A 20,367-nucleotide genomic window follows, 5' to 3' on the forward strand; every position below is an offset into this window, starting at 1 on the left:
TGATCTCCGCACCGACGGCCGCATACGCTTCGTCGGGTGCGCTTGCCGCCACCCCCGCGCCGCTCTGCACCTTCACGGTGTGGCCCTGGGCCTTCAGTTTTTTCGCCGTCTCCGGGGTGACGGCGACACGCGTCTCGCCCTGCGCCGTCTCGAGCGGCACACCGATCAGCATGGGGATCTCCTCGCCAACATGGGTGAATTCTGGAATTGCGGGCGCCGCTTCGGGCGCCGCTTACGGGGCGACGAAGCTACCACAAGTCAACGCTAAGATCGGACCATGCCGGTCAGCCGCTGGACCCCCTTCGTCACCGTCGCGGCGGTCGTCGCGCACCAGGGCCGCTACCTGCTCGTCGAAGAACACACCGCCGAGGGCCTCAGGCTGAACAACCCGGCCGGGCATCTGGAGCCGGGCGAGTCGCCACAGCAGGCGGTGGTGCGCGAGGCGCTCGAAGAGACCGCGCGCGAGTTCAGGCCCGAGGCGCTGGTCGGCGTCTACCTCTCTCGTTTCGTGCGCGCAGCCGACGGCCGCGACCGCAGCTACCTGCGCATCGCCTATTGCGGCGGCGTCGGCGAGCCGCTGCCAGGGCGCGCCCTGGACCAGGGCATCGTCGGCACAGTCTGGCTCACGCCCGACGAGATCCGCACCGAGGCGGCGCGTTTGCGCAGCCCGCTGGTGCAGCGTTGTGTCGAGGACCATCTGGCAGGCCGCCGGCTGCCGCTCGACACGATCCATGCCGATCCGTCGGTGTTCGCCCCTCGAGTCGATCCGGGCTTGCGTTAGCACAAGCAAGCCTCGTTTCGCCCTCAAGCCCGGACGCCTGCCGCCGAACTGCACGTTGGTCGAGAACACTGCCGCCGCCGGCAGGACCGACCGGGCCATCACCGTCAGTGGCCTACAAAAAGAAAGAACCATGCGTCAAAACCTTCCGGTGACGCAGCGCGAACACCCGTTTCCAGACGGGACCACGCTGATGTCGATGACCGATCCGCGCGGCAAGATCGTCTACGCGAACGCCGCCTTCGTCGCGATCTCGGGTTACGCCCGCGAGGAACTGGTCGGCCAGCCACACAACATCGTGCGCCACCCGGACGTGCCGGCAGCCGCCTTCGCCGACATGTGGACGACGCTGAAGGCCGGCCAGGCCTGGACCGGCATCGTCAAGAACCGGCGCAAGAACGGCGACCACTACTGGGTGCGCGCCAACGTCGCCCCGATCGTGCGCGACGGCCAGACCGTCGGCTACCTGTCGGTGCGCACACGCCCGACGGCCGACGAAATCCAGGGCTCAGAGGCGCTGTACCGGCAGATCCGCGAAGGCCGCGCCAAGGGCCTGGCGATCCAGTGCGGGCTGCTGGTGCGCACCGGCGCCGGAGCGCTGCTGTCGCTGCGCCAGCGCATGTCGCTGGCCTGGCGCGTGCACCTGGGCTGCCTGCTGGCGGCGCTGCCAGCCGTCGGCGCCGCCGTCGCGAGCGCGGCGCCGGCACCGGTCGTCGCCGCGGTCGCCGCGTGCGCGGCAGTCGGCGCGCTGGCCGCCGACTGGTGGCTGCTGCAGCAGCTCGTGCGGCCGATCCGCAGCGTCGCCGAGCAGGCGCTGAAGGTCGCGACCGGCCAGCCGGGCACGGCGGTGCTGCTGGACCGCGCCGACGACGTCGGCATGCTGATGCGCTCGATCAACCAGTCGGGGCTGAACCTGCGCTCGCTGGTGGACGACGTCGCGCACCAGGTCGACGGCCTGGGCACCGCCAGCCGCGAGATCGCCGCCGGCAACCTGGACCTGTCGCAACGCACCGAGCAGACCGCGGCCAGCCTGGAAGAGACCGCGGCCTCGATGCAGCAGATGACCGGCAACGTGCGCCAGACGGCCGACAGCGCCGGCGTGGCCCACGATCTTGCCGCCGAGGCCACCGAGGCGGCGGCGCACGGCGGCGCCGCCGTCGGCCTGATGGTGGCGACGATGTCCGAGATCAGCGGCAGCTCGACACGCATCGGCGAGATCGTCGGCGTCATCGACGGCATCGCCTTCCAGACCAACCTGCTGGCGCTGAACGCGGCCGTCGAGGCCGCGCGGGCCGGCGAGCAGGGGCGTGGCTTCGCCGTCGTCGCCGCCGAGGTGCGGGCTCTGGCCAAACGGTCGGCCGAAGCGGCGCGCGAGATCAAGCGCCTGATCACGGAGTCGCAGGAGCGTGTCGAGGCCGGCAACCGCCAGGCCGGCGACACCGGCGCGGCGATGGAGCGCCTGGTCGGGCAGGTGCGCCGCGTCGGCGACCTGCTGGGCGAGATCAGCTCGGCAGCGCGTGAGCAGAGCGACGGCATCGGCCAGGTCAACAGCGCGGTGTCCGAACTCGACCGCTCGACGCAGCAGAACGCCGCGCTGGTGGAACAGACCGCCGCCGCCGCCGCCAGCCTGCGCCAGCAGGCGCAGGCGCTGTCCGAGGCGGTCGCGGTCTTCGACATGGGCGCGAAGACGGCACGCGGGTGAGGGGCGCGCGGCTGTGGCGCCGCGCGAATAATCGCCGGGTCCCTTCCAGGAGGCCGGCTTGAATTTCCAGCAGCTGCGTTCGGTGCGCGAGACAGCGCGCCGCGGCTTCAACCTGACCGAGGTCGCCCAGGTGCTGCACACCTCGCAGCCGGGTGTCAGCCGCCAGATCCGCGAGCTCGAGACCGAACTCGGCATCGAGATCTTCGTGCGCGCCGGCAAACGCCTGACCGGGCTCACGCCGCCGGGCGAGACCGTGCTGCCGATCGTCGAGCGCCTGCTGCAGGAGGCCGACAACCTGAAGCGCGCCGGCGACGACTACGCGGCCCAGGGCAAGGGCACGCTGGTCATCGCCGCAACCCACTCGCAGGCGCGCTACGCGCTGCCGACCGCGGTGCGCGACTTCCGCGCGATGCACCCGAACGTGCAGCTGCGGCTGCACCAGGGCTCGCCCAAGCAGGTGGCCGAGCTGCTGCTCGAGGGCGAGGCCGACCTGGGCGTCGCGACGGCGCTGATCGCGACCTATCCCGAGCTGGTGGCGCTGCCCTGCTACCGCTGGACGCACTCGGTGATCGTGCCCGCCGGCCACGAGCTCGCCGAGGAGGCGGCGCGCGGCGTGCCGCTGACGCTGGAGCGCCTGGCCGAGTTCGCGCTGATCACCTACGAACCCGGCTACACCGGCCGCAGCCAGATCGACGAGGCCTTCACGCAGCGCGGGCTGGTGCTGGACCTGGTGCTGTCGGCGATGGACGCCGACGTCATCAAGACCTACGTCGAGCTGGGCATGGGCGTGGGCATCATCGCCGCGATGGCCTGGGACGAGCAGCGCGACCCGGGCCTGCGCGCGATCGACGCGCGCCACCTCTTCGCCACCAACATGACCCACGTCGGCCTGCGCCGCGGCGCCTACCTGCGCGACTACGTCTACGACTTCATCCGCACCTTCGCGTCGCCGCTGGACCGGGCCCACGTCGAACGGGCGATGGCGGCGCCGGTGGGGACGGTGGTGGAGCCGTGACTGGGTGATCGGCGACGGTCGACGCCGCGCGCGCCGGCATCGGCGCGGGCCGCGGCCGCCGGGTGGCCGGTTCCGGTCATGTCCCCCGGCCCGGCTGCGCCGGGCCTCCTCCTCATACTTCCCTCCACCGGCCACCCGACGTCCGCGGCGGGCGGTGCGGGGGCTGTTCGCCTTTGAGGTCATCCTTTCGCGCCGGTCGGCGGTCAGTTGCTGAATCGTCTCCCTCGACGATCAAATCCCCGGCGTGCCCACCGCGCCGCCCCACGCAACCGCTAGCCTGCCAGCCTCGACTGCCCCAAGGCCAAGGCATGCGCTTCGACGGCAAGCTCACGAACTGGAACGACGACCGCGGGTTCGGCTACATCGTGTCCACCCAGGGCGGCGAGCCGATCTTCATGCACATCTCGGAATGGCCGAAAGACGCGCCGAGGCCGCGGCTGCAGCAGGCGGTGTCGTTCGAGATCGAACTCGGCCCCAAGGGCAAGCGCGCGTGCAAGGTCCAGCTCATCACGCCGCGCCGACCGGCGCCCCGGCCACCCCCGGCACGTGCCACGCAGTGGGGCACGGCCACGCTGTTCGTGATTCCCGCCTTCCTGCTGCTCTACCTGGGTCTGGCGGTGCTGTGGCGGCTGCCGCCATGGGTCGGCGGCGTGTACCTTGCCGCCAGCCTCGTCACCTTCAGCGCCTACGCGCTGGACAAGTCCGCTGCGGAACGCGGTGCCTGGCGCACGCCGGAGAGCACGCTGCACACGCTGGCGCTGTTCGGCGGCTGGCCGGGAGCGCTGCTGGCGCAGCAGGTGCTGCGCCACAAGTCGAGCAAGCAGGCCTTCCGCCGCGTCTTCTGGGCGACGGTGGTGCTGAACGTCATCGCCCTGCTGGCGCTCGGCTCGCCGCTGCGCGCGACGATGACCGGCGCTGGCTGAAGGGCTGCGCTCACGTGCGCGCCGAGCAGCGGCGCACGCCGCAACAGATGGGGCGTATCTGGCCGCCAGACCCGCGCAAGAGCCTGACGACGTCTCCGGGATCGCTGGGGCGCCCGGCGAAAGCAGGTTCGCCACACAGCTCCAAATCGCCCGTGCTCGGTATCTGTCTGCACGCACAACCGCCTGAGCACCGGCAGTGGAACACCTCCCGGTCCCGGAGCCGGCCGGCGGGGCGTGTCCCGGAGTGAAGTATTAGGAGGAGGGCGGGCGCAGCCCGCCCGGGGGACATGAACGCAGGGGCACGCCCCGCCGGCCGGCTCTCGCACCGACGGTGGCGGCGCGGTCTTCGCGAGATTGGGCGCACGACGCAACAGCAGGCGTTCGATTCCGACTGCCACGAGCGCTCCCCCAACCCGCCTACACGCTCCCCGCCACGAACCGCGTCACGCGCCGCGGCCGCAGGTGGTAGCGGCCGCCGATGGTGAGCCCCAGCCGGTCGCGCAGCGCGACGTAGTCGGCGCGCAGCATTTCGACGTCGACGAAGCCGGCTTCGTCGCTGCGGCGGAACTCCAGCCGCGTGTGCGCGCCCACCGTCAGGGTATGCGCCAGCGTCGCCGCAAGCGCCCCGTCCTGGGCGTCGGCGAGGATGTCCAGCTCGTGCGGGCGCACGTAGCCGGTCTCGCCGTCGGGCACGCCGAAGCGGCCGTGGAACAGGTTCACGTCGCCCAGGAACTGCAGCACGAAGGGCGTTGCCGGGTGGTCGTAGACCTGGTCCGGGGCGCCTTCCTGCTCGATGCGGCCGGCGTTCATCACGACCACGCGGTCGGCGACTTCCATCGCTTCCTCCTGGTCGTGGGTGACGAAGACGCTGGTGACATGCACCTCGTCGTGCAGCCGGCGCAGCCAGCGCCGCAGCTCCTTGCGCACCTTGGCGTCGAGCGCGCCGAAGGGCTCGTCCAGCAGCAGCACCTGGGGCTCGACCGCCAGCGCACGCGCCAGCGCCACGCGCTGGCGCTGGCCGCCGGAGAGCTGGTGCGGGTAGCGGTCCAGCAGCGGGCCCAGCTGCACCAGCTCCAGCAGCTCGGTCACCTTGCGCCGGATCGTCGCGTCGTCCGGGCGCCGGCTCTTGGGCCGCACGCGCAGGCCGAAGGCGACGTTCTCGAAGATCGTCATGTGGCCGAACAGCGCGTAGTGCTGGAACACGAAGCCGACGTTGCGCTCGCGCACGTCGGTGTTGGTCGTGTCCTCGCCGTGGAACAGCACGCTGCCCGAGTCCGGCACTTCCAGCCCGGCGATGATGCGCAGCAGCGTCGTCTTGCCCGAGCCCGAGGGCCCGAGCAGCGCGACCAGCTCGCCCGACGGAATGTCCAGGTTCAGGTCGTCGCAGACGACGGTGCTGCCGAAACGTTTCCTGAGGTTGCGGACTTCAATGCTCACCGGCAGTTCCCTTCAACGTCGCCTTCACGCGCTGCTCGACGACGTACTTCAACACCAGGGTGACGAGCGCCAGCGCCGCCAGCAGCGACGCCACCGCGAAGGCCGCGGCGAACTGGTACTCGTTGTAGAGGATCTCGATGTGCAGCGGCATCGTGTTCGTCTCGCCGCGGATGTGGCCGCTGACGACGCTGACCGCGCCGAACTCGCCCATCGCCCGCGCGTTGCAGAGGATCACGCCGTACAGCAGCGCCCACTTCACGTTGGGCAGCGTGACGCGGCGGAAGATCTGCCAGCCGCCGGCGCCCAGCACACGCGCCGCCTCCTCCTGCTCGACGCCCTGGGCCTGCATCAGCGGGATCAGTTCGCGCGCGATGAACGGGAAGGTGACGAAGATCGTCGCCAGCACGATGCCCGGCACCGCGAACACGACCTTCAGGTCATGGTCGCGCAGCCACTCGCCGAACCAGCCCTGCATGCCGAAGACGAGCACGAAGACCAGGCCGGCGATCACCGGGCTGACCGAGAACGGCAGGTCGATCAGCGTCAGCAGCACGTTCTTGCCGCGGAAGTCGAACTTGGCGATGCACCAGGCCGCGGCGACGCCGAAGACCAGGTTCAGCGGCACGCTGATCAGCGCCGCCACCAGCGTCAGCTTGATCGCCGACAGCGCGTCGGGCTCGACGATGGCCGCCAGGTAGACCGCCCAGCCCTTCTTCAGGCCTTCGTGGAAGACGGTCGCCAACGGCACGAACAGGAACAGCGTCAGGAAGGCGAGCGCGACGCCGATCAGCAGACGCCGCACCCAGGCCGGCTCCTCGGTGGCGCCGAGCCGGTGCGGCGGCGCCACGGCCTTCGGCCAGGCCTCGGTCTTGCGGTGCACGACGGCGCGCCAGCCGCCGCGCAGCCGCGTCGTCGTCGCCGTCGTCGCCGTCGTCGTGTTCATACGCCCCCCTGGCGCTTGCGCGCCCAGGCCTGCAGCGCGTTGATCACCAGCAGCAGCGCGAACGAGGTCACCAGCATGACGACGGCGACCGCGGTCGCGCCGGCGTAGTCGTACTGCTCGAGCTTGGTGATGATGATCAGCGGCGTGATCTCGCTCACCATCGGCATGTTGCCGGCGATGAAGATCACCGAGCCGTATTCACCCAGCGCGCGCGCAAAGGCGAGCGCGAACCCGGTGAGCAGCGCCGGCATCACGATCGGCAGCACCACCTTCGTCACCGTCTGGAGCCGCGTCGCGCCCAGCGTCGCGGCGGCTTCCTCGAACTCGCGGTTCACGTCCTCCAGCACCGGCTGCACCGTGCGCACGACGAAGGGCAGGCCGATGAAGACCAGCGCGACGAACACGCCGACCGGCGTGAACGCCACCTTGAACGGCAGCCACTGACCGATGGCGCCGTTGCCGGCGTAGATCGCCGTCAGCGCGATGCCGGCGACGGCCGTCGGCAGCGCGAACGGCAGATCCACCAGCGCGTCGACGAAACGCCGGCCCGGGAAGCGGTAGCGCACCAGCACCCAGGCGACGAGCAGGCCGAAGACGGCGTTCAGCAGCGCGGCGGCGAACGAAGCGCCGAAGGTCAGCCGGTAGGAGGCGACCACGCGCGGCGACATCGTCGCGGCGACAAACCCCTCCCAGGTCAGCGTCGCGGTCTTCAGGAACGCGGCCGACAGCGGCACGAGCACGATCAGGCACACGTAGAGCACGACGAAGCCGAACGCGAGATCGAAGCCGGGCAGGACGGTGTGGCGGCGCAGCAGCGCGCGGGAAAACGGCATCAGGCCTCCACGCGCCGTGCCGTTCGCACGCGCTTCATCGGTTTGCTCATGGGAAAGGGCTGTTAACGAAGCTGAACGCATCGTAGGCAGCACTTGTCGGCCACCTACGAAGCGTTTCGAGGATCGTTATGCGGCCGGCGTCTGTCCCCGCGGATGCGGGCGCCGGCCCGCGGGGGTCACTTGCGGGCGTAGACCTGGTCGAAGGTACCGCCGTCGGCGAAGTGCGTCTGCTGCGCCTTGGCCCAGCCGCCGAAGACCTGGTCGATCGTGAACAGGTTGACCTTCGGGAACTGACTCGCGTACTTGGCCGCGGCCTTCGGGTCGATCGGGCGGTAGTAGTTCTGGCCGGCGATGTCCTGGCCTTCGGGCGAGTACAGGTACTCGAGGTAGGCCTGGGCGACGGCACGCGTGCCCTTCTTGTCGACGACCTTGTCGACCACCGTCACCGGCGGCTCGGCCAGGATGGACAGCGAAGGCGCGACGATGTCGAACTTGTCCGGACCGAGTTCCTTCAGCGCCAGCAGGGCCTCGTTCTCCCAGGCCAGCAGCACGTCGCCGACGCCGCGTTCGACGAAGGTCGTGGTCGCGCCACGTGCGCCGCTGTCGAGCACCGGCACGTTCGCGAGGATCTTGCCGACAAACTCCTTGGCCTTGGCCTCGGAGCCGTACTTCTTCTGCGCGTAGCCCCAGGCGGCGAGGTAGTTCCAGCGCGCGCCGCCGGAAGTCTTGGGGTTGGGCGTGATGACGGCGATGCCGGGCTTGATCAGGTCGTCCCAGTCCTTGATGCCCTTCGGGTTGCCCTTGCGCACGAGGAACACGATGGTCGAGGTGTAGGGCGAGCTGTTGTGCTTCAGGCGCTTCTGCCAGTCGGGCGGCAGCAGCTTGGCGCGCGCGCCGATCTCGTCAATGTCGTAGGCCAGCGCCAGCGTGACGACGTCGGCTTCAAGGCCGTCGATGACCGAACGCGCCTGCTTGCCCGAACCGCCGTGCGACTGCTTGACCGTCACGGTGTCGCCGGTCTTGCCCTTCCAGTAGGTCGCGAACGCCTTGTTGTAGTCCTGGTAGAGCTCGCGCGTCGGGTCGTAGGAGACGTTCAGCAGCGTGATGTCCTTGGCCCAGGCCCCGGCGGCAGCAACGGCGAGCGCAGCAGCGGCGAACGACGCGCGCCAGGGGAAACGGTGGAGGTTCATGCGTAATCCGGTCGGTGAGGGATGCAACGCATGCTAGGAACGAGGAAGCAGCGAAAGAACGAATGAAATCGCCGATCCTTATGCGCTTTGCGCCCATCGCGTGCCGCGCTGCGTCCGGCTTGCGGCCGATCCGCGGCCGCGCCGACGGCGCCGGCTATGCTCGGGCGCCATGCCCACCCCCGTCTTGCGAAGACCCGCACACGCTCCCGGGAGCGCGCGATGACGCTGCCGCCCGCGGACTGGCCGCTGCGTGACCTGAGCCGCTCGGTGCGCACCGGCGAAGTCGACTGGCACGTGCAGGTCGCCGGTCGCGGCCCGGTCATCCTGCTGCTGCACGGCTCCGGCGGCTCCTCGCACTCGTTCGCCGGCATGCTGCCGCAGCTGGCGGCGCACGGCACCGTCGTCGTGCCCGACCTGCCGGGCCACGGTTTCACCACCGGCGCACGTTACGACTCGCTGACGCTGCCGCGGCTGCGCGAGGCGCTGGCGTCGCTGCTGCAGGCGCTGGAGCTGCCGCGGCCGGCGCTGGTGGCCGGCCACTCGGCCGGCGCGGCGCTGGCGCTGCGCTGGGCACTGGACGCGCCGCGGCCGCCGAAGGCGGTGCTGGGCTTCGCGCCGTCGCTGGTGCCGCCGCCCGCTTATTACATGCAGTGGATGGCGCCGCTGGTGCACCCGTTCGCGACCTCGGCGCCGGTGACCTCGCTGCTGGCCTGGTCGGTCGGGCCCACCGGCATGCTCGACTGGCTGCTCGACTCCACCGGCACCCGGCTGCCGGAACCGGAGCGCCGGCTCTACCGCACGCTGTTCGCCCAGCCCGGCCACGTGCGCGGCGCGATGAGCTTCATGGCCGCGGCCGACCTGCCGCGGCTGCTGCCGGGCTGCGCGGCGCTGCGCTGCCCGACGGCCTTCGTGCTCGGCCGCGACGACGGCTGGCTGCGCGAGCAGCCGTTGCGCCGGGTGCTGGAGCGCCACCTGCCCCAGGCCGCGGTCGAGACCTGGCCCGGCGGCCACCTGCTGCACGAGCTGGAGTCCCGGCGCGCCGCCGAGCGCCTGATCGCGCTGTTGTGAACGTCGCCCGCCGGGCCCGACACGGCCGCGTCGGGCGCCGGCGGCATACTGGCTGGCGATGACCGAATTCCTCTTCATTCGACACGGCGAGACCGACTGGAACCGCCAGCAGCGTTTCCAGGGCCACATCGACGTGCCGCTGAACCCGACCGGGCAAGCGCAGGCCGAGCGCCTGGCCGCGCGGCTGGCGGCGGCACCCGCCGACGCCGTCTACAGCAGCGACCTGGTGCGCGCGCGCCAGACCGCCGAGCCGCTGGCGCGTGCCTGGGGGCGGCCGTTGCAGCTCGTGCCGGAACTGCGCGAGCAGAGCTTCGGCGTGCTCGAAGGGCTGGAGCTGGCGACTATCGCCAGCGTGCAGCCCGAGCTGTGGGCGTTGTGGGCCGCACGCCGCGCCGACTACACGCTGCCGGGAGGCGAAAGCGTGCGCGACTTCAGTGCCCGCGTGCTGGTCGCGGTGACACGGCTGGCGGCCGACCACGAGGGCGGGCGCGTCGCCGTCGTCACCCACGGCGGCGTGCTCGACATGTTGTGGCGCCACGCCCGCGGCGAGCCGCTGGATGGCGCCCGCGCCTGCCTGATCCCCAACACCGGGATCAACCGGCTGCGCTGGCGCCAGGGCGCGCTCGCCGTCGAGTCCTGGGGCGACGACGCCCACCTCGCCGACCTGCCTCAGACCGCGCCGGCGGCACCGCTGGCGCGCTGAACTCAGGCTTTGCCGCCGGGCGGCGGCAGCGCCGCATCCTCGGTCGCCGCGGCGTCGCGCACCGTGCTGCTGATCGCCTTGCCGAGCGACTCGAGCACGCCTTCGTCGTCCACCGGCGCCGCGCCGCCCGGCGAGCTGCCGCCGACGTCGGCGCCAGGCGCGCCGGTCACCGGGTCGACGGGGTTGGCTGCGGGGTCCAGCGGCGCGGCGGGCGGATTCGGCGAGGTCATGGTGGTCTCCGACACGGTTAACACCAAACCGGCAAGTGCCGCTCCCAGGGCTTTCACCCCCCGGGAATGGGCGGGCGCAGCGTGTGTCTGCACACCTACGATGGCTCGCCGCTTGCGTGGCATGACGAATCACAACACCGATACAGGAGCCGACTTGCGCATGAGCACCTTCACCTCGCGGCACGGCCGCATCAGCCGCACGGCGATCGCCGCCGCCATCGTCGTCGCCGCCGGCAGCGCCGGCGCCGCCCCCTCGGCCGAGCTGGCCAAGGCCGCCGGCGCACGCGCGCTGGCCCAGGTCCAGGCCTTCCCGGGCCGCACGCTGCACGGGGCCGGCCAGAGCTGGGCAGTGCGCAACGTCGTCGTCGATGCCGACGGCCGCGAACACGTGCGCCTGGACCGGCGCTTCCGCGGCCTGCGCGTGATCGGTGGCGACGTCGTCGTGCACGCCTCGCGCAGCGGGGCCTTCGAGGACGCCTCGCTGACGCTGCGCCGCACGCTGGCGCTGGACATCCAGCCCCGCCGCAGTGCCGGCGACGCGCTGCGCACGGCGCTCGCCACCCATTCGGGTGCACTGCGCGGCAAGCCCGAACTCGTCGTGCACGCGCGCGGTGACAGCCCGGTGCTGGCCTGGGACGTGCTGCTCGACGGCGAAGGCGAGGACGGCACGCCGAGCGAACGGCACGTGATCGTCGACGCCGCGACGGCGCAGGTGCTGGAAAGCTGGGACGACGTGCAGACCGCGCCGGCCGCCGGCAGCGGCAAGGCGCTGTTCCTGGGCACCGTGCCGCTGACGACCGAGACTTCGGGCAGCAGCTACGTGCTCAAGGACACGACGCGCGGCGGCCAGAGCACGGTCGACATGAACAACCGGGGCTTCGGCACCGGCAAGGCGCTGTCCGACGCCGACAACGTCTGGGGCAACGGCACGACCAGCGACCGCGCGACGGTGGCCGTCGACGCCCAGTACGGCATCGCGATGACCTGGGACTACTTCAAGAACGTGCACGGCCGCAACGGCATCGCCGACAACGGCGTCGGCGCGCAGAGCCGGGTGCACTACAAGCGCAACTACGCCAACGCGTTCTGGAGCGACAGCTGCTTCTGCATGACCTTCGGCGACGGCAACTCCAGCATCTACCCGCTGGTGTCGCTGGACGTGGCCGCACACGAGATGTCGCACGGCGTGACCTCGCGCACCGCGGCGCTGGTGTATTCGGGTGAGTCCGGCGGTCTGAACGAGGCCACCAGCGACATCTTCGGCACGATGGTCGAGTTCTACGCCGCCAACGCCAACGACACGCCCGACTACCTGATGGGCGAGAAGCTGTTCAAGAACGGCACCGGCGTGATCCGCTCGATGATCCAGCCCAGCAGCGACGGCGCGTCGGCCGACTGCTGGTACTCGGGCCTGTCCTCGCTGGACGTGCACTACAGCTCGGGCGTGGCGAACCACTTCTTCTTCCTGCTCGCAGCCGGCACCACCGCCGGTCAGCCCAGCCGCACCTGCAGCGCCGGCAACACCCGCGTGGCCAATGGCAGCGGCACGCTGGCCGGCATCGGCAACGCCAAGGCAGAGAAGATCTGGTACCGCGCGCTGACGGTCTACATGACCTCCAGCACCAACTACGCCGCGGCCCGCAGCGCGACGCTGAAGGCGGCTGCCGACCTCTACGGTGCCGGCTCGGCCGAGGTGAACGCGGTCTCGGCCGCCTGGACCGCGGTCAACGTCAACTGACGGGGCACGCCGGCGGCGGCGCTCAGGCCGCCGCCGGCTTCAGCATCGCGACCGGCTCGGGCGCCAGCAGCGAGCCGTCGCGCAGCCCGCGCCAGGTCGCCAGCACCAGCCAGGCGATGACGAGCGAGGCCAGCGCCAGCACCACCGGGGCGAAGGCGGCGAGCCGGCTGCCCGGTGTCGCCAGGCGCAGCGTCAGCGCCGCGAACGCGGCCAGCGGGAATGACAGCCCCCAGTGCGGCAGCGCGAACGGCAGCGCCACGATGCGCCGCGCCTGCGTGCCGGCCCAGATCACCGCGAACAGCGCCACGCCCCAGCACATCCAGCCCAGCAGCGCCGGCGCACCGAACTGCAGCGCCGACAGCCCGACGACGGCCGGCGGCGCGACCAGGATGAAACTCGTCGGCCGCAGGCGCTCGGGCCAGGGGCCGCGCAGCGCGACCCGGGTCGCGAGCAGGCCGACGACGACCGGCCAGAACAGCAGGCCGATGCCGAACTGCGCCGCCGCCCATTCGTCGCGGCCCAGCGGCACGCCGGCCAGCGGCGCGAGCACGTTGCCGACCACCGGGATCAGCATCGCCGGCGTCACGCCGGGCCACTGCAGGCCGCCGGACTCGGCGTCGTGCCACCAGTGCTGCAGCACCCAGACCGTGACCACCAGCTGGCCCAGACAGCCCAGCCACCAGCCGGCCTCGATCCAGCCGGCGGGCCCCAGCAGCGCGGTGGCCACCGTTGCCAGCAGGATCAGCGCCACCGGCATCGCGGCGACGAAGGGGTAGCGCACCGGGTGGCGTCGGTCTTCGACCCAGGCCTCGGGGTGGCGCTTGAGCCGCAGCCCGAAAGCCGCGGCGAGCGCGACGAAGACCAGCGCCGCGAACGCGCCGAGCGCCAGCGAAATCGCCCCGGCCAGATCGCCCATCAGCGGAACCGCGCGATACCAGGCGAGCGACAGGCCGCACAAGCCCATCACGATGGTGAACCAGCCGGGGTGCAGGTACTTCAGCGCGTCGGGTCGGGACATCGGGAAACCTCGGATCGGGTCGGCCGCCCGCGCGCAGGCACCGGCACGCCGGCGCCCGCGGTGCGGCAAGCGGGATACAGAGAAGAGCCGGTGTGGCGCCGCAGCCGCAGCGCCGCGGCTTCAGCGCACCTTGGACAGCAGGTTCTGCACGTCGGCCAGCACCGCGGCGAGTTCGTCCTCGCGCGACTCGGCCAGCGACAGCCGCTGCTGCAGCTCCTGCTGCATGAAGCACACCGTCATGCGCACGTAGGTGCTGTCCAGCGCCTTGCGCACGGCCGACATCTGGCCGGCGATCTCGAGGCAGGGTTCGCCTTCTTCGACCATGCGCTGGATGCCCCGCAACTGCCCCTCCGCCCGCTTCAGGCGGTTGAGGATGTCGGTACGGCTGGTGGTGTCGACGAGCGAGCTCATGGGGCAGGGCTCCGGGGACGGGGCGGGTTTGCGATCAGTCCCCATTGTCGTGCCTCAAGCCCTTTTCGTGCCGGGGACGCCCAGCTTCTTCAGCACGATGCCCAGCGGGCAGACGTCGGTGAAGCCGAACTGGAACAGGTTCAGGCCGACGAAGGCGGTGAAGGCGAGCCACCATTCGCTGACGAACAGCGGGCTGGCCGGCGCGCCCAGCGCCAGCGAGATCAGGATGAAACTGCCCGCGAAGACGCGGATCAGGCGGTCGACGGTCATCGTGTCGCTCCTTCGGTTGCGGGTGGGGTCTCGTGGCGCCGGCGGAACAGCGCGTAGTACAGGACCGGGATCACGACCAGCGTCAGCAGCGTGGACACGGCAATGCCGAACAGCAGCGAGATCGCCAGGCCGTTGAAGATCGGGTCGTCGAGGATGAAGAGAGCGCCCACCATCGCCGCCAGACCGGTGAGCGCGATCGGCTGCGCGCGCACCGCGGCGGCATCGATGACGGCCTGCTTGAAGGCCACGCCGCGTGCGGCCTGCAGCTCGATGAAGTCGACCAGCAGGATCGAGTTGCGCACGATGATCCCGGCCAGCGCGATCATCCCGATCATCGAGGTGGCGGTGAAAGGCTGGCCCAGCAGCGCGTGGCCGGGCATCACGCCGATGATGGTCAGCGGGATCGGCGCCATGATCACCAGCGGCACCAGGTAGCTGCGGAACTGGGCGACGACCAGCAGGTAGATCAGCACCAGCCCGACGCCGTAGGCAGCGCCCATGTCGCGGAAGGTCTCGTAGGTGATCTGCCACTCGCCGTCCCACTTCAGCGCGTACTCGGCGTAGGGGTTGGCGGGCTGGCGGATCCAGTACTCGCCGAGCGGGCCGGCGTTCGGCAGCGTGGCTTCGGCCAGGCGCGAGCGGATGCCGAACAGGCCGTACAGCGGCGAGTCGGGCGTCGTGCCGCCGGCGCCAACGTCGCCCCAGACGTAGCTCACGCCCTGCAGGTCCTTGGTGTAGAGCGGCTTGTCGACGACGCCGCGTTCGATGCGCACCAGCTCCGACAGCGGCACCAGCGCCCCGGAGGCGCTGCGCAGCGGCAGCGCCAGCAGCGCGTCCAGGCCGACCTGGGCCTCGCGCGGCAGTTGCAGGCGCACGGGCACCGGGTATTTGGACTGGCCGTCGTGCAGCCAGGCGGCATCGGCACCCGACAGCGCACCCTGCACCGTGGCCGCGATGTCGGCCGCGGCGATGCCCAGCGTGTCGGCACGCTGGCGGTTCACGCGCAGGAAGGCGCGTGGCGCGTCGATGTGCAGCGAGCTGTCGATCGAGGTCACGTCGGGCGTCGCGTGGAAAGCCTGCTCCAGGCGGGCGGCGAGCTGCTGGCGGCCGGCTTCGTCGGGGCCGTAGACCTCGGCGACGATCGGGCTCATCACCGGCGGGCCGGGCGGCACCTCGACGAGCTTGAGCTTGGCGCCGCGGCGGGCGGCGATCTTCTGCAGCTCGGGGCGCAGGCGCTGGGCGATCGCGTGGCTCTGCTCGTGGCGCTCGGACTTGTCGACCAGGTTGACCTGCAACTCGCCCTGCTCGGCGTCGGCGCGCAGGTAGTACTGGCGCACCAGGCCGTTGAAGGTGATCGGGCTGGCGGTGCCGGCGTAACCCTGCAGGTCACGCACCTCGGGCTGGCGGGCAAGGTAGCCGCCGAGTTCGTGCAGCGTCGCCGCGGTGTCTTCCAGCGGCGTGCCGGCCGGCATGTCGACGACGAGCGCGAACTCGCTCTTGTTGTCGAAGGGCAGCATCTTCAGCACCACCCACTGCACGGCGGCCAGGCCGACCGAGAGCATCAGCGCCGCGACGATGCCCGCCAGCAGCAGCCAGCGCTTGCGCGCGCTGTCCAGCAGCGGCTGCAGCAGCCGCGCGAAGAAGCCCCGCAGCCGCCCGGCCAGCGCCTCGGCGCGGCCGCCGTGCGCCGCCGCGCCCTGCGGCTTCATCAGCTTGAGCGCCAGCCAGGGCGTGACGGTGAAGGCGATCGCCAGCGAGATCGCCATGCCCAGGCTGGAGTTGATCGGGATCGGGCTCATGTACGGGCCCATCAGCCCGCTGACGAAGGCCATCGGCAGCAGCGCCGCGATGACCGTCATCGTCGCCAGGATCGTCGGCCCGCCGACCTCGTCGACCGCGGCGGGGATGACTTCCGCGAGCGGCCGGCCGGGCTCCAGGCGCTGGTGGCGGTGGATGTTCTCCACCACCACGATGGCGTCGTCGACGAGGATGCCGATCGAGAAGATCAGCGCGAACAGCGACACGCGGTTCAGCGTGAAGCCCCAGGCCCAGCTGGCGAACAGCGTCGCCGCCAGCGTCAGCACGACGGCGGCGCCGACGATCACCGCCTCGCGCCGGCCCAGCGCCAGGCCGACGAGCAGGATCACCGAGCCGGTGGCGAACACCAGCTTGCTGATCAGCTTGTTCGCCTTCTCGGCGGCGGTGGCGCCGTAGTCGCGGGTCACCGTGGCCTCGACGCCCTCGGGCAGCAGGCCGTTGCGCAAGGCGTCGACCCGTTCGCGCGCGGCGCGGGCGACGTCGACGGCGTTGCTGCCGGGTTTTTTCGTCAGCGTCAGCGTCACCGCCGGGTGGCCGCCCGCGGCGCTGGCACCGCCGGGCGTGAACCAGACGTAGCGCGAAGGCTGCGCCGCGCCGTCCACGACCTCGGCCACCTCGCGCAGGTAGACCGGGCGCCCGCCGTTCGTGCCGACGACGAGCTCGCCGACCTCGGCGGCCGAACGCAGGAACTCGCCGGTCTCGACCGTCAGCGCGCCACCGCGTTCGTCGATCACGCTGCCGGCCGGCATGCCCTGGTTGGCCGCGGCCAGCGTCTGCTTCAGGCGCAGGATGTCGACGCCACGCTCACGCAGCCGCGCCGGCTGCAGCGTCACCTGGACAACGCGGCCGGGGCCGCCGATGGTCTGCACCTCGCGTGCGCCGGGCACCCGCTTCAGTTCGGCCTCCAGCGCGTGTGCGACACGCTCCAGCTCGGCGGCTGCGCGGTCGTCGCGGCTCCACAGCGTCAGCGCCAGCACCGGCACGTCGTCTATGCCCTTGGGCTTGACGATGGGCGTGAGCGTGCCAAGGCCCGAGGGCAGCCAGTCCTGGTTGGCGTTCAGCACGTCGTACAGGCGCACCAGGGCCTCGGTTCTCGCGACGCCGACCTCGAACTGAACCGTCAGCACCGCCAGGCCCGGGCGCGAGACCGAAAACGTGTGCTCGATGCCGGCGATCTGCCCCAGCACCTGCTCGGCCGGGCGCGCCACCATGTTCTGCACGTCGGCCGACGAGGCGCCCGGGAACGGGATCAGCACGTTGGCCATCGTCACGTTGATCTGCGGCTCTTCCTCGCGCGGCGTCACCAGCACCGCGAACAGGCCCAGCAGCAGCGCCACCAGCGCCAGCAGCGGCGTCAGCGCGTGCGCCTGGAAGGCGCGGGCCAGACGGCCGGCGATGCCGAGCGCGGGAGCTTCGGTCGGGCTTGTGGACACGGTGCGGCCCGTCACTTCGCGGCGACCGCACCGGCCAGGCCGGCACGCACGGCGTCGGCGGCGACACGTTCACCCGGCTTCAACCCGGCCAGCACCTCGACCGCGTCGCCGACGCGGGCGCCGGCACGCACCGCCTGCAGCACGAAACCCTCGCCACGCTGCACGTAGACGGCACTCAGCTCGCCGCGGCGCAGCAGCGCGGCCACCGGCACCGACAGCCGAGCGCCGGCCGCAGCCGCCGGCGCCCCGGCGAACAGCACGCGCACGTTGCGCCCCGGGGACAGGCCGGCGCTGGCCTGGGGCGGCAGATCCAGCCGCCACTCGACGGTCTGCGAGATGGCGTCGGCCGCCGGCAACTCGGTGCGCACGACCGGCACGACGCGGCGGCCGTCGGGCAGCACCACCTCGACGCCGGTGGCGGCACGCGCCGCCGCCGAAAGCGAGGCCGGCAGCTGCAGCACGGCGCGCAGCGCGCCGGGCGCGTACAGCGTCGCGATCGGCCGCCCGGCGCTTGCCAGGTCGCCGGCCTCGACGTGCGTGGCCTGGACGACAGCGTCGAAGGGCGCCGTCACCGCGGCGAAACCCCGCGCCAACGCCGCCTGCGAACGTGCCGCCCGCGCCTGCGCCAGCCCCGCCTGCGCCGCCTGCGCCTGGCTTTCGGCCAGGTCCAGCGCCGCCTGGCTGATGAACCCCTGGGCGCGCAGGCCGCGCGTGCGTTCCAGCTGCAGCGAGGCGTTGCGCCACTCGGCTTCGGCCTGGGCGACGCCGGCCTCGCTGCGCTGCAGCCCGGCCTGGGTGTCGCGCTCGTCGATGCGGGCGATCAGCTGGCCGGCCCTGACGCGGTCGCCGGCCTTGACCGCGAGCTGCAGCACGTTGCCCGACACCTGCGCCGCCACCGTGCTCTGGCGCAGCGCCTGCAGGCTGGCGTCGATCTCGAAACCGCCGGCCGCCGCGGCCTGGCCGACGACGACGACGACGGGCACCGTCGGCGCGGCAGCGGACGCCGGCGCGGCGGCCAGGCCGGCGAGCAGCGCCGGCAGCAGGGACACGCGAACGAGGGCGCGGGCGATCGGATTCATGCCGCCATCCTATCTGATACCCCACCGGGTATAAAACAGGTGCAACCCGAACCCGGCCGCCCCGTGCCGGATGTCGCGCGCGCCGGCGTCTCAGCCGGGCAGGCCGGCGCAGGGGTCGCGGCGCGGCATGGCCGGCACGGCGACGCCGCGCTCCTGGGCACGCGCGCCCATGTCGGCGTGGTGCTGCTCGACGTAGGCGCGGCAGTCGGCGCGCGTCGTCATCGCGCGCATCTTCGCCTGGTGCGCCGTGCGCTCCTCGGGCGTCATCAGCGCCCAGCCGGGTGTCACGCCCTGGCCCGCACGCGCCCTGCCACCGCCGGGCCCCATGCCGGCACCCGGGCCGCGGCCACCACCAGGCCCCATGCCCATGCCGGGAGTGGCGGCCGGTGCGGCAGCGCTGGCGGCCGCGCTGGCGGGCGCCGGCGCGTTCTGGGCGAAGCTGGCCGTGGCAAGCAGCACCGCGGCGGCGAGAACGAGGGATGAACGGATCGTGGGCATCGACATCTCCTGAGTGAGGAGACCCAATCTACCCCCCTCGGTATCGAAGGCCTTGATCCAGCGACAGCGGCCGTGCTGCCGCCAGGCGCGCGGCGAGGCGCGCCAGCCGGGGCTGCTGGTGCACGCGTGCATCATCCAGCGGCAGCCAGCGCGTCGCCAGTTCGCCGCCGGGGCCGGCGTCGTCCGTCGCGGTCGCGACGAAACAGAAATCGAGGTGCTGATGCGCGGGTTCGCCTCGGCGCTCGGACGCCGGAATGGCGTGCAGGTCGATGTCGAACGGCTGCTCGTCCAGTGCCAGCAGCGCGGTGGCGGCGATGCCGCATTCCTCGTGCAGTTCGCGCAGCGCTGCCTGCAGCAGATGCTCGCCGGCTTCGAGGTGGCCGCCGGGCTGCAGCAGCCGGCCCAGCGTCGGGTGCTCGATGAGCAGCGTGCGCCGGTGCGCCGCGTCGACGACGAAGACACTGGCCGTCAGGTGCCAGGGAAAGCTCGAACGGCTGCAGTGCGCGGCACCGATAGGCCCGCAGCGATCGAGCAGGGCCCCGTGGCGCAGCGCATCGACGCGGCGCGCGCGGTCGATCTGCGCCAGCAGGGTCGGGAAGAAAGCGGAGGTCATCGCGCGGAGCGGCAAAACAAAAGGCCCGCAGCCGGGAGGCAGCGGGCCTGGAGCGGGGAACCGAAGCGGCCGATCAGAACGGGATGTCGTCGTCCATGTCGTCGAAGCCGGTGCTCGACTTCTGCGGTGCCGGCGCACGCGGCGCCGGGGCGGCCTGCGGGCGCGGGGCCGGGGCGCGGCGCGGGGCCGGCGCCATGTCGTCGCCGCCACCGCCCATGTCGCCGCCACCGCCGCCTTCACGGCCGCCGAGCAGCTGCATTTCCATCGCGATGATCTCGGTCGTGTACTTCTCGACGCCGTCCTTGTCGGTCCACTTGCGCGTCTTCAGACGGCCTTCGACGTAGACCGGGCGGCCCTTCTTCAGGTATTCGCCGGCGATCTCGGCCAGGCGGTCGTAGAAGACCACGCGGTGCCATTCGGTCTCTTCCTGGCGCTCGCCGCTGGTCTTGTCCTTCCATTGCCGGCTGGTGGCGATGGTGACGTTGCAGATCGCCGAGCCGCTGGGGGCGTAGCGCACTTCGGGGTCGCGGCCGAGGTTGCCGACGAGGATGACTTTGTTGACCGAGGCCATGAGCGTGCCCTCCTGGGGTGGGGAAGACGAGAGGGAAGGACGGACGCCGGCGCGAAGGCCGGCACTGGGCGCCGATGATACCGGCCGCCCTGCCGG

General features: G+C 71.8%; 20 protein-coding genes and 1 pseudogene. 7 read left to right on the forward strand and 14 right to left on the reverse strand.

The window, feature by feature from the left end:
* Positions 1 to 172 (reverse strand): annotated as a pseudogene (locus tag CKO43_RS09455) (NAD(P)(+) transhydrogenase (Re/Si-specific) subunit alpha); the annotation flags it as partial.
* 105 nt (positions 173 to 277) lie between these two features.
* Between CKO43_RS09455 and CKO43_RS09460 the strand changes: the two are divergent.
* The 4 genes from CKO43_RS09460 (at position 278) to CKO43_RS09475 (ending at position 4,418) form a co-directional block, all read left to right on the forward strand.
* The gene (locus CKO43_RS09460; protein WP_200229337.1) at positions 278 to 781 is read left to right on the forward strand and encodes an NUDIX hydrolase; all 504 of its coding nucleotides are present in this window, start codon (positions 278 to 280) and stop codon (positions 779 to 781) included.
* Positions 782 to 911: 130 nt separating this feature from the next.
* Complete coding sequence (locus tag CKO43_RS09465) at positions 912 to 2,480, forward strand: methyl-accepting chemotaxis protein (RefSeq protein ID WP_200378482.1); 1,569 nt, start codon at positions 912 to 914, stop codon at positions 2,478 to 2,480.
* Positions 2,481 to 2,538: 58 nt separating this feature from the next.
* A complete protein-coding gene (locus CKO43_RS09470; RefSeq protein WP_200229341.1) occupies positions 2,539 to 3,495 on the forward strand; it encodes a CysB family HTH-type transcriptional regulator in 957 nt (318 codons plus the stop codon).
* Between the two features lie 308 nt (positions 3,496 to 3,803).
* Positions 3,804 to 4,418, forward strand: coding sequence for a cold shock and DUF1294 domain-containing protein (locus tag CKO43_RS09475; protein ID WP_200378483.1), 615 nt, complete (start codon positions 3,804 to 3,806; stop codon positions 4,416 to 4,418).
* A 417-nt stretch (positions 4,419 to 4,835) separates the two neighbouring features.
* On the opposite strand, the gene CKO43_RS09480 is transcribed toward CKO43_RS09475, so the two are convergent.
* From CKO43_RS09480 to CKO43_RS09495, 4 genes are all read right to left on the reverse strand, one after another.
* Complete coding sequence (locus CKO43_RS09480; RefSeq protein WP_200378484.1) at positions 4,836 to 5,855, reverse strand: sulfate ABC transporter ATP-binding protein; 1,020 nt, start codon at positions 5,853 to 5,855, stop codon at positions 4,836 to 4,838.
* Positions 5,845 to 6,798, reverse strand: coding sequence for a sulfate ABC transporter permease subunit CysW (gene cysW / locus CKO43_RS09485; RefSeq protein WP_207184958.1), 954 nt, complete (start codon positions 6,796 to 6,798; stop codon positions 5,845 to 5,847). Before cysW ends, CKO43_RS09480 begins: the two co-directional genes overlap by 11 nt.
* On the reverse strand, positions 6,795 to 7,631 hold the full coding sequence (cysT, locus tag CKO43_RS09490; RefSeq protein ID WP_200229348.1) for a sulfate ABC transporter permease subunit CysT: 837 nt from the start codon (positions 7,629 to 7,631) through the stop codon (positions 6,795 to 6,797). Before cysT ends, cysW begins: the two co-directional genes overlap by 4 nt.
* Before the next feature lie 176 nt (positions 7,632 to 7,807).
* Positions 7,808 to 8,821 carry a sulfate ABC transporter substrate-binding protein gene (locus CKO43_RS09495; RefSeq protein ID WP_200378485.1) on the reverse strand — a complete coding sequence of 338 codons (1,014 nt, stop codon included), beginning with the start codon at positions 8,819 to 8,821 and terminating at the stop codon, positions 7,808 to 7,810.
* A 219-nt stretch (positions 8,822 to 9,040) separates the two neighbouring features.
* On the opposite strand from CKO43_RS09495, the gene bchO reads away from it, so the two are divergent.
* Complete coding sequence (gene bchO, locus CKO43_RS09500) at positions 9,041 to 9,889, forward strand: alpha/beta fold hydrolase BchO (protein WP_200378486.1); 849 nt, start codon at positions 9,041 to 9,043, stop codon at positions 9,887 to 9,889.
* A 58-nt stretch (positions 9,890 to 9,947) separates the two neighbouring features.
* Positions 9,948 to 10,592: a histidine phosphatase family protein gene (locus CKO43_RS09505; RefSeq protein ID WP_200229355.1), complete on the forward strand. Its 645-nt coding sequence runs from the start codon at positions 9,948 to 9,950 to the stop codon at positions 10,590 to 10,592.
* Positions 10,593 to 10,594: 2 nt separating this feature from the next.
* Here CKO43_RS09505 and CKO43_RS09510 read toward each other — a convergent pair whose 3' ends face one another.
* Positions 10,595 to 10,822, reverse strand: coding sequence for a hypothetical protein (locus CKO43_RS09510; RefSeq protein ID WP_200378487.1), 228 nt, complete (start codon positions 10,820 to 10,822; stop codon positions 10,595 to 10,597).
* 160 nt (positions 10,823 to 10,982) lie between these two features.
* Here CKO43_RS09510 and CKO43_RS09515 point away from each other — a divergent pair, with 160 nt between their 5' ends.
* On the forward strand, positions 10,983 to 12,560 hold the full coding sequence (locus tag CKO43_RS09515; protein WP_200378488.1) for a M4 family metallopeptidase: 1,578 nt from the start codon (positions 10,983 to 10,985) through the stop codon (positions 12,558 to 12,560).
* Positions 12,561 to 12,582: 22 nt separating this feature from the next.
* On the opposite strand, the gene CKO43_RS09520 is transcribed toward CKO43_RS09515, so the two are convergent.
* The 8 genes from CKO43_RS09520 to CKO43_RS09555 all read right to left on the reverse strand — a co-directional run bounded on the left by CKO43_RS09520 (position 12,583) and on the right by CKO43_RS09555 (position 20,271).
* On the reverse strand, positions 12,583 to 13,578 hold the full coding sequence (locus tag CKO43_RS09520; RefSeq protein WP_200378489.1) for an SLAC1 anion channel family protein: 996 nt from the start codon (positions 13,576 to 13,578) through the stop codon (positions 12,583 to 12,585).
* Between the two features lie 120 nt (positions 13,579 to 13,698).
* Positions 13,699 to 13,989: a metal-sensing transcriptional repressor gene (locus CKO43_RS09525; RefSeq protein ID WP_009857886.1), complete on the reverse strand. Its 291-nt coding sequence runs from the start codon at positions 13,987 to 13,989 to the stop codon at positions 13,699 to 13,701.
* A gap of 54 nt (positions 13,990 to 14,043) precedes the next feature.
* Entirely contained in the window at positions 14,044 to 14,259 is a 216-nt protein-coding gene (locus CKO43_RS09530; protein WP_200229364.1) for a YgaP family membrane protein, read from the reverse strand.
* Positions 14,256 to 17,510: an efflux RND transporter permease subunit gene (locus tag CKO43_RS09535; RefSeq protein ID WP_346728235.1), complete on the reverse strand. Its 3,255-nt coding sequence runs from the start codon at positions 17,508 to 17,510 to the stop codon at positions 14,256 to 14,258. The genes CKO43_RS09530 and CKO43_RS09535 overlap by 4 nt, the downstream gene beginning before the upstream one ends.
* Before the next feature lie 11 nt (positions 17,511 to 17,521).
* On the reverse strand, positions 17,522 to 18,589 hold the full coding sequence (locus CKO43_RS09540) for an efflux RND transporter periplasmic adaptor subunit (RefSeq protein ID WP_200378491.1): 1,068 nt from the start codon (positions 18,587 to 18,589) through the stop codon (positions 17,522 to 17,524).
* 90 nt (positions 18,590 to 18,679) lie between these two features.
* Positions 18,680 to 19,087, reverse strand: coding sequence for a hypothetical protein (locus tag CKO43_RS09545; RefSeq protein WP_200378492.1), 408 nt, complete (start codon positions 19,085 to 19,087; stop codon positions 18,680 to 18,682).
* A gap of 28 nt (positions 19,088 to 19,115) precedes the next feature.
* Positions 19,116 to 19,700: an NUDIX hydrolase gene (locus CKO43_RS09550; protein ID WP_200378493.1), complete on the reverse strand. Its 585-nt coding sequence runs from the start codon at positions 19,698 to 19,700 to the stop codon at positions 19,116 to 19,118.
* A 73-nt stretch (positions 19,701 to 19,773) separates the two neighbouring features.
* Complete coding sequence (locus CKO43_RS09555) at positions 19,774 to 20,271, reverse strand: single-stranded DNA-binding protein (RefSeq protein WP_200229371.1); 498 nt, start codon at positions 20,269 to 20,271, stop codon at positions 19,774 to 19,776.
* Between the last annotated feature and the right edge of the window lie 96 nt (positions 20,272 to 20,367).

The organism is Rubrivivax gelatinosus, from assembly GCF_016583785.1.
GTDB classification, from domain to species: domain Bacteria; phylum Pseudomonadota; class Gammaproteobacteria; order Burkholderiales; family Burkholderiaceae_C; genus Rubrivivax; species Rubrivivax gelatinosus_B.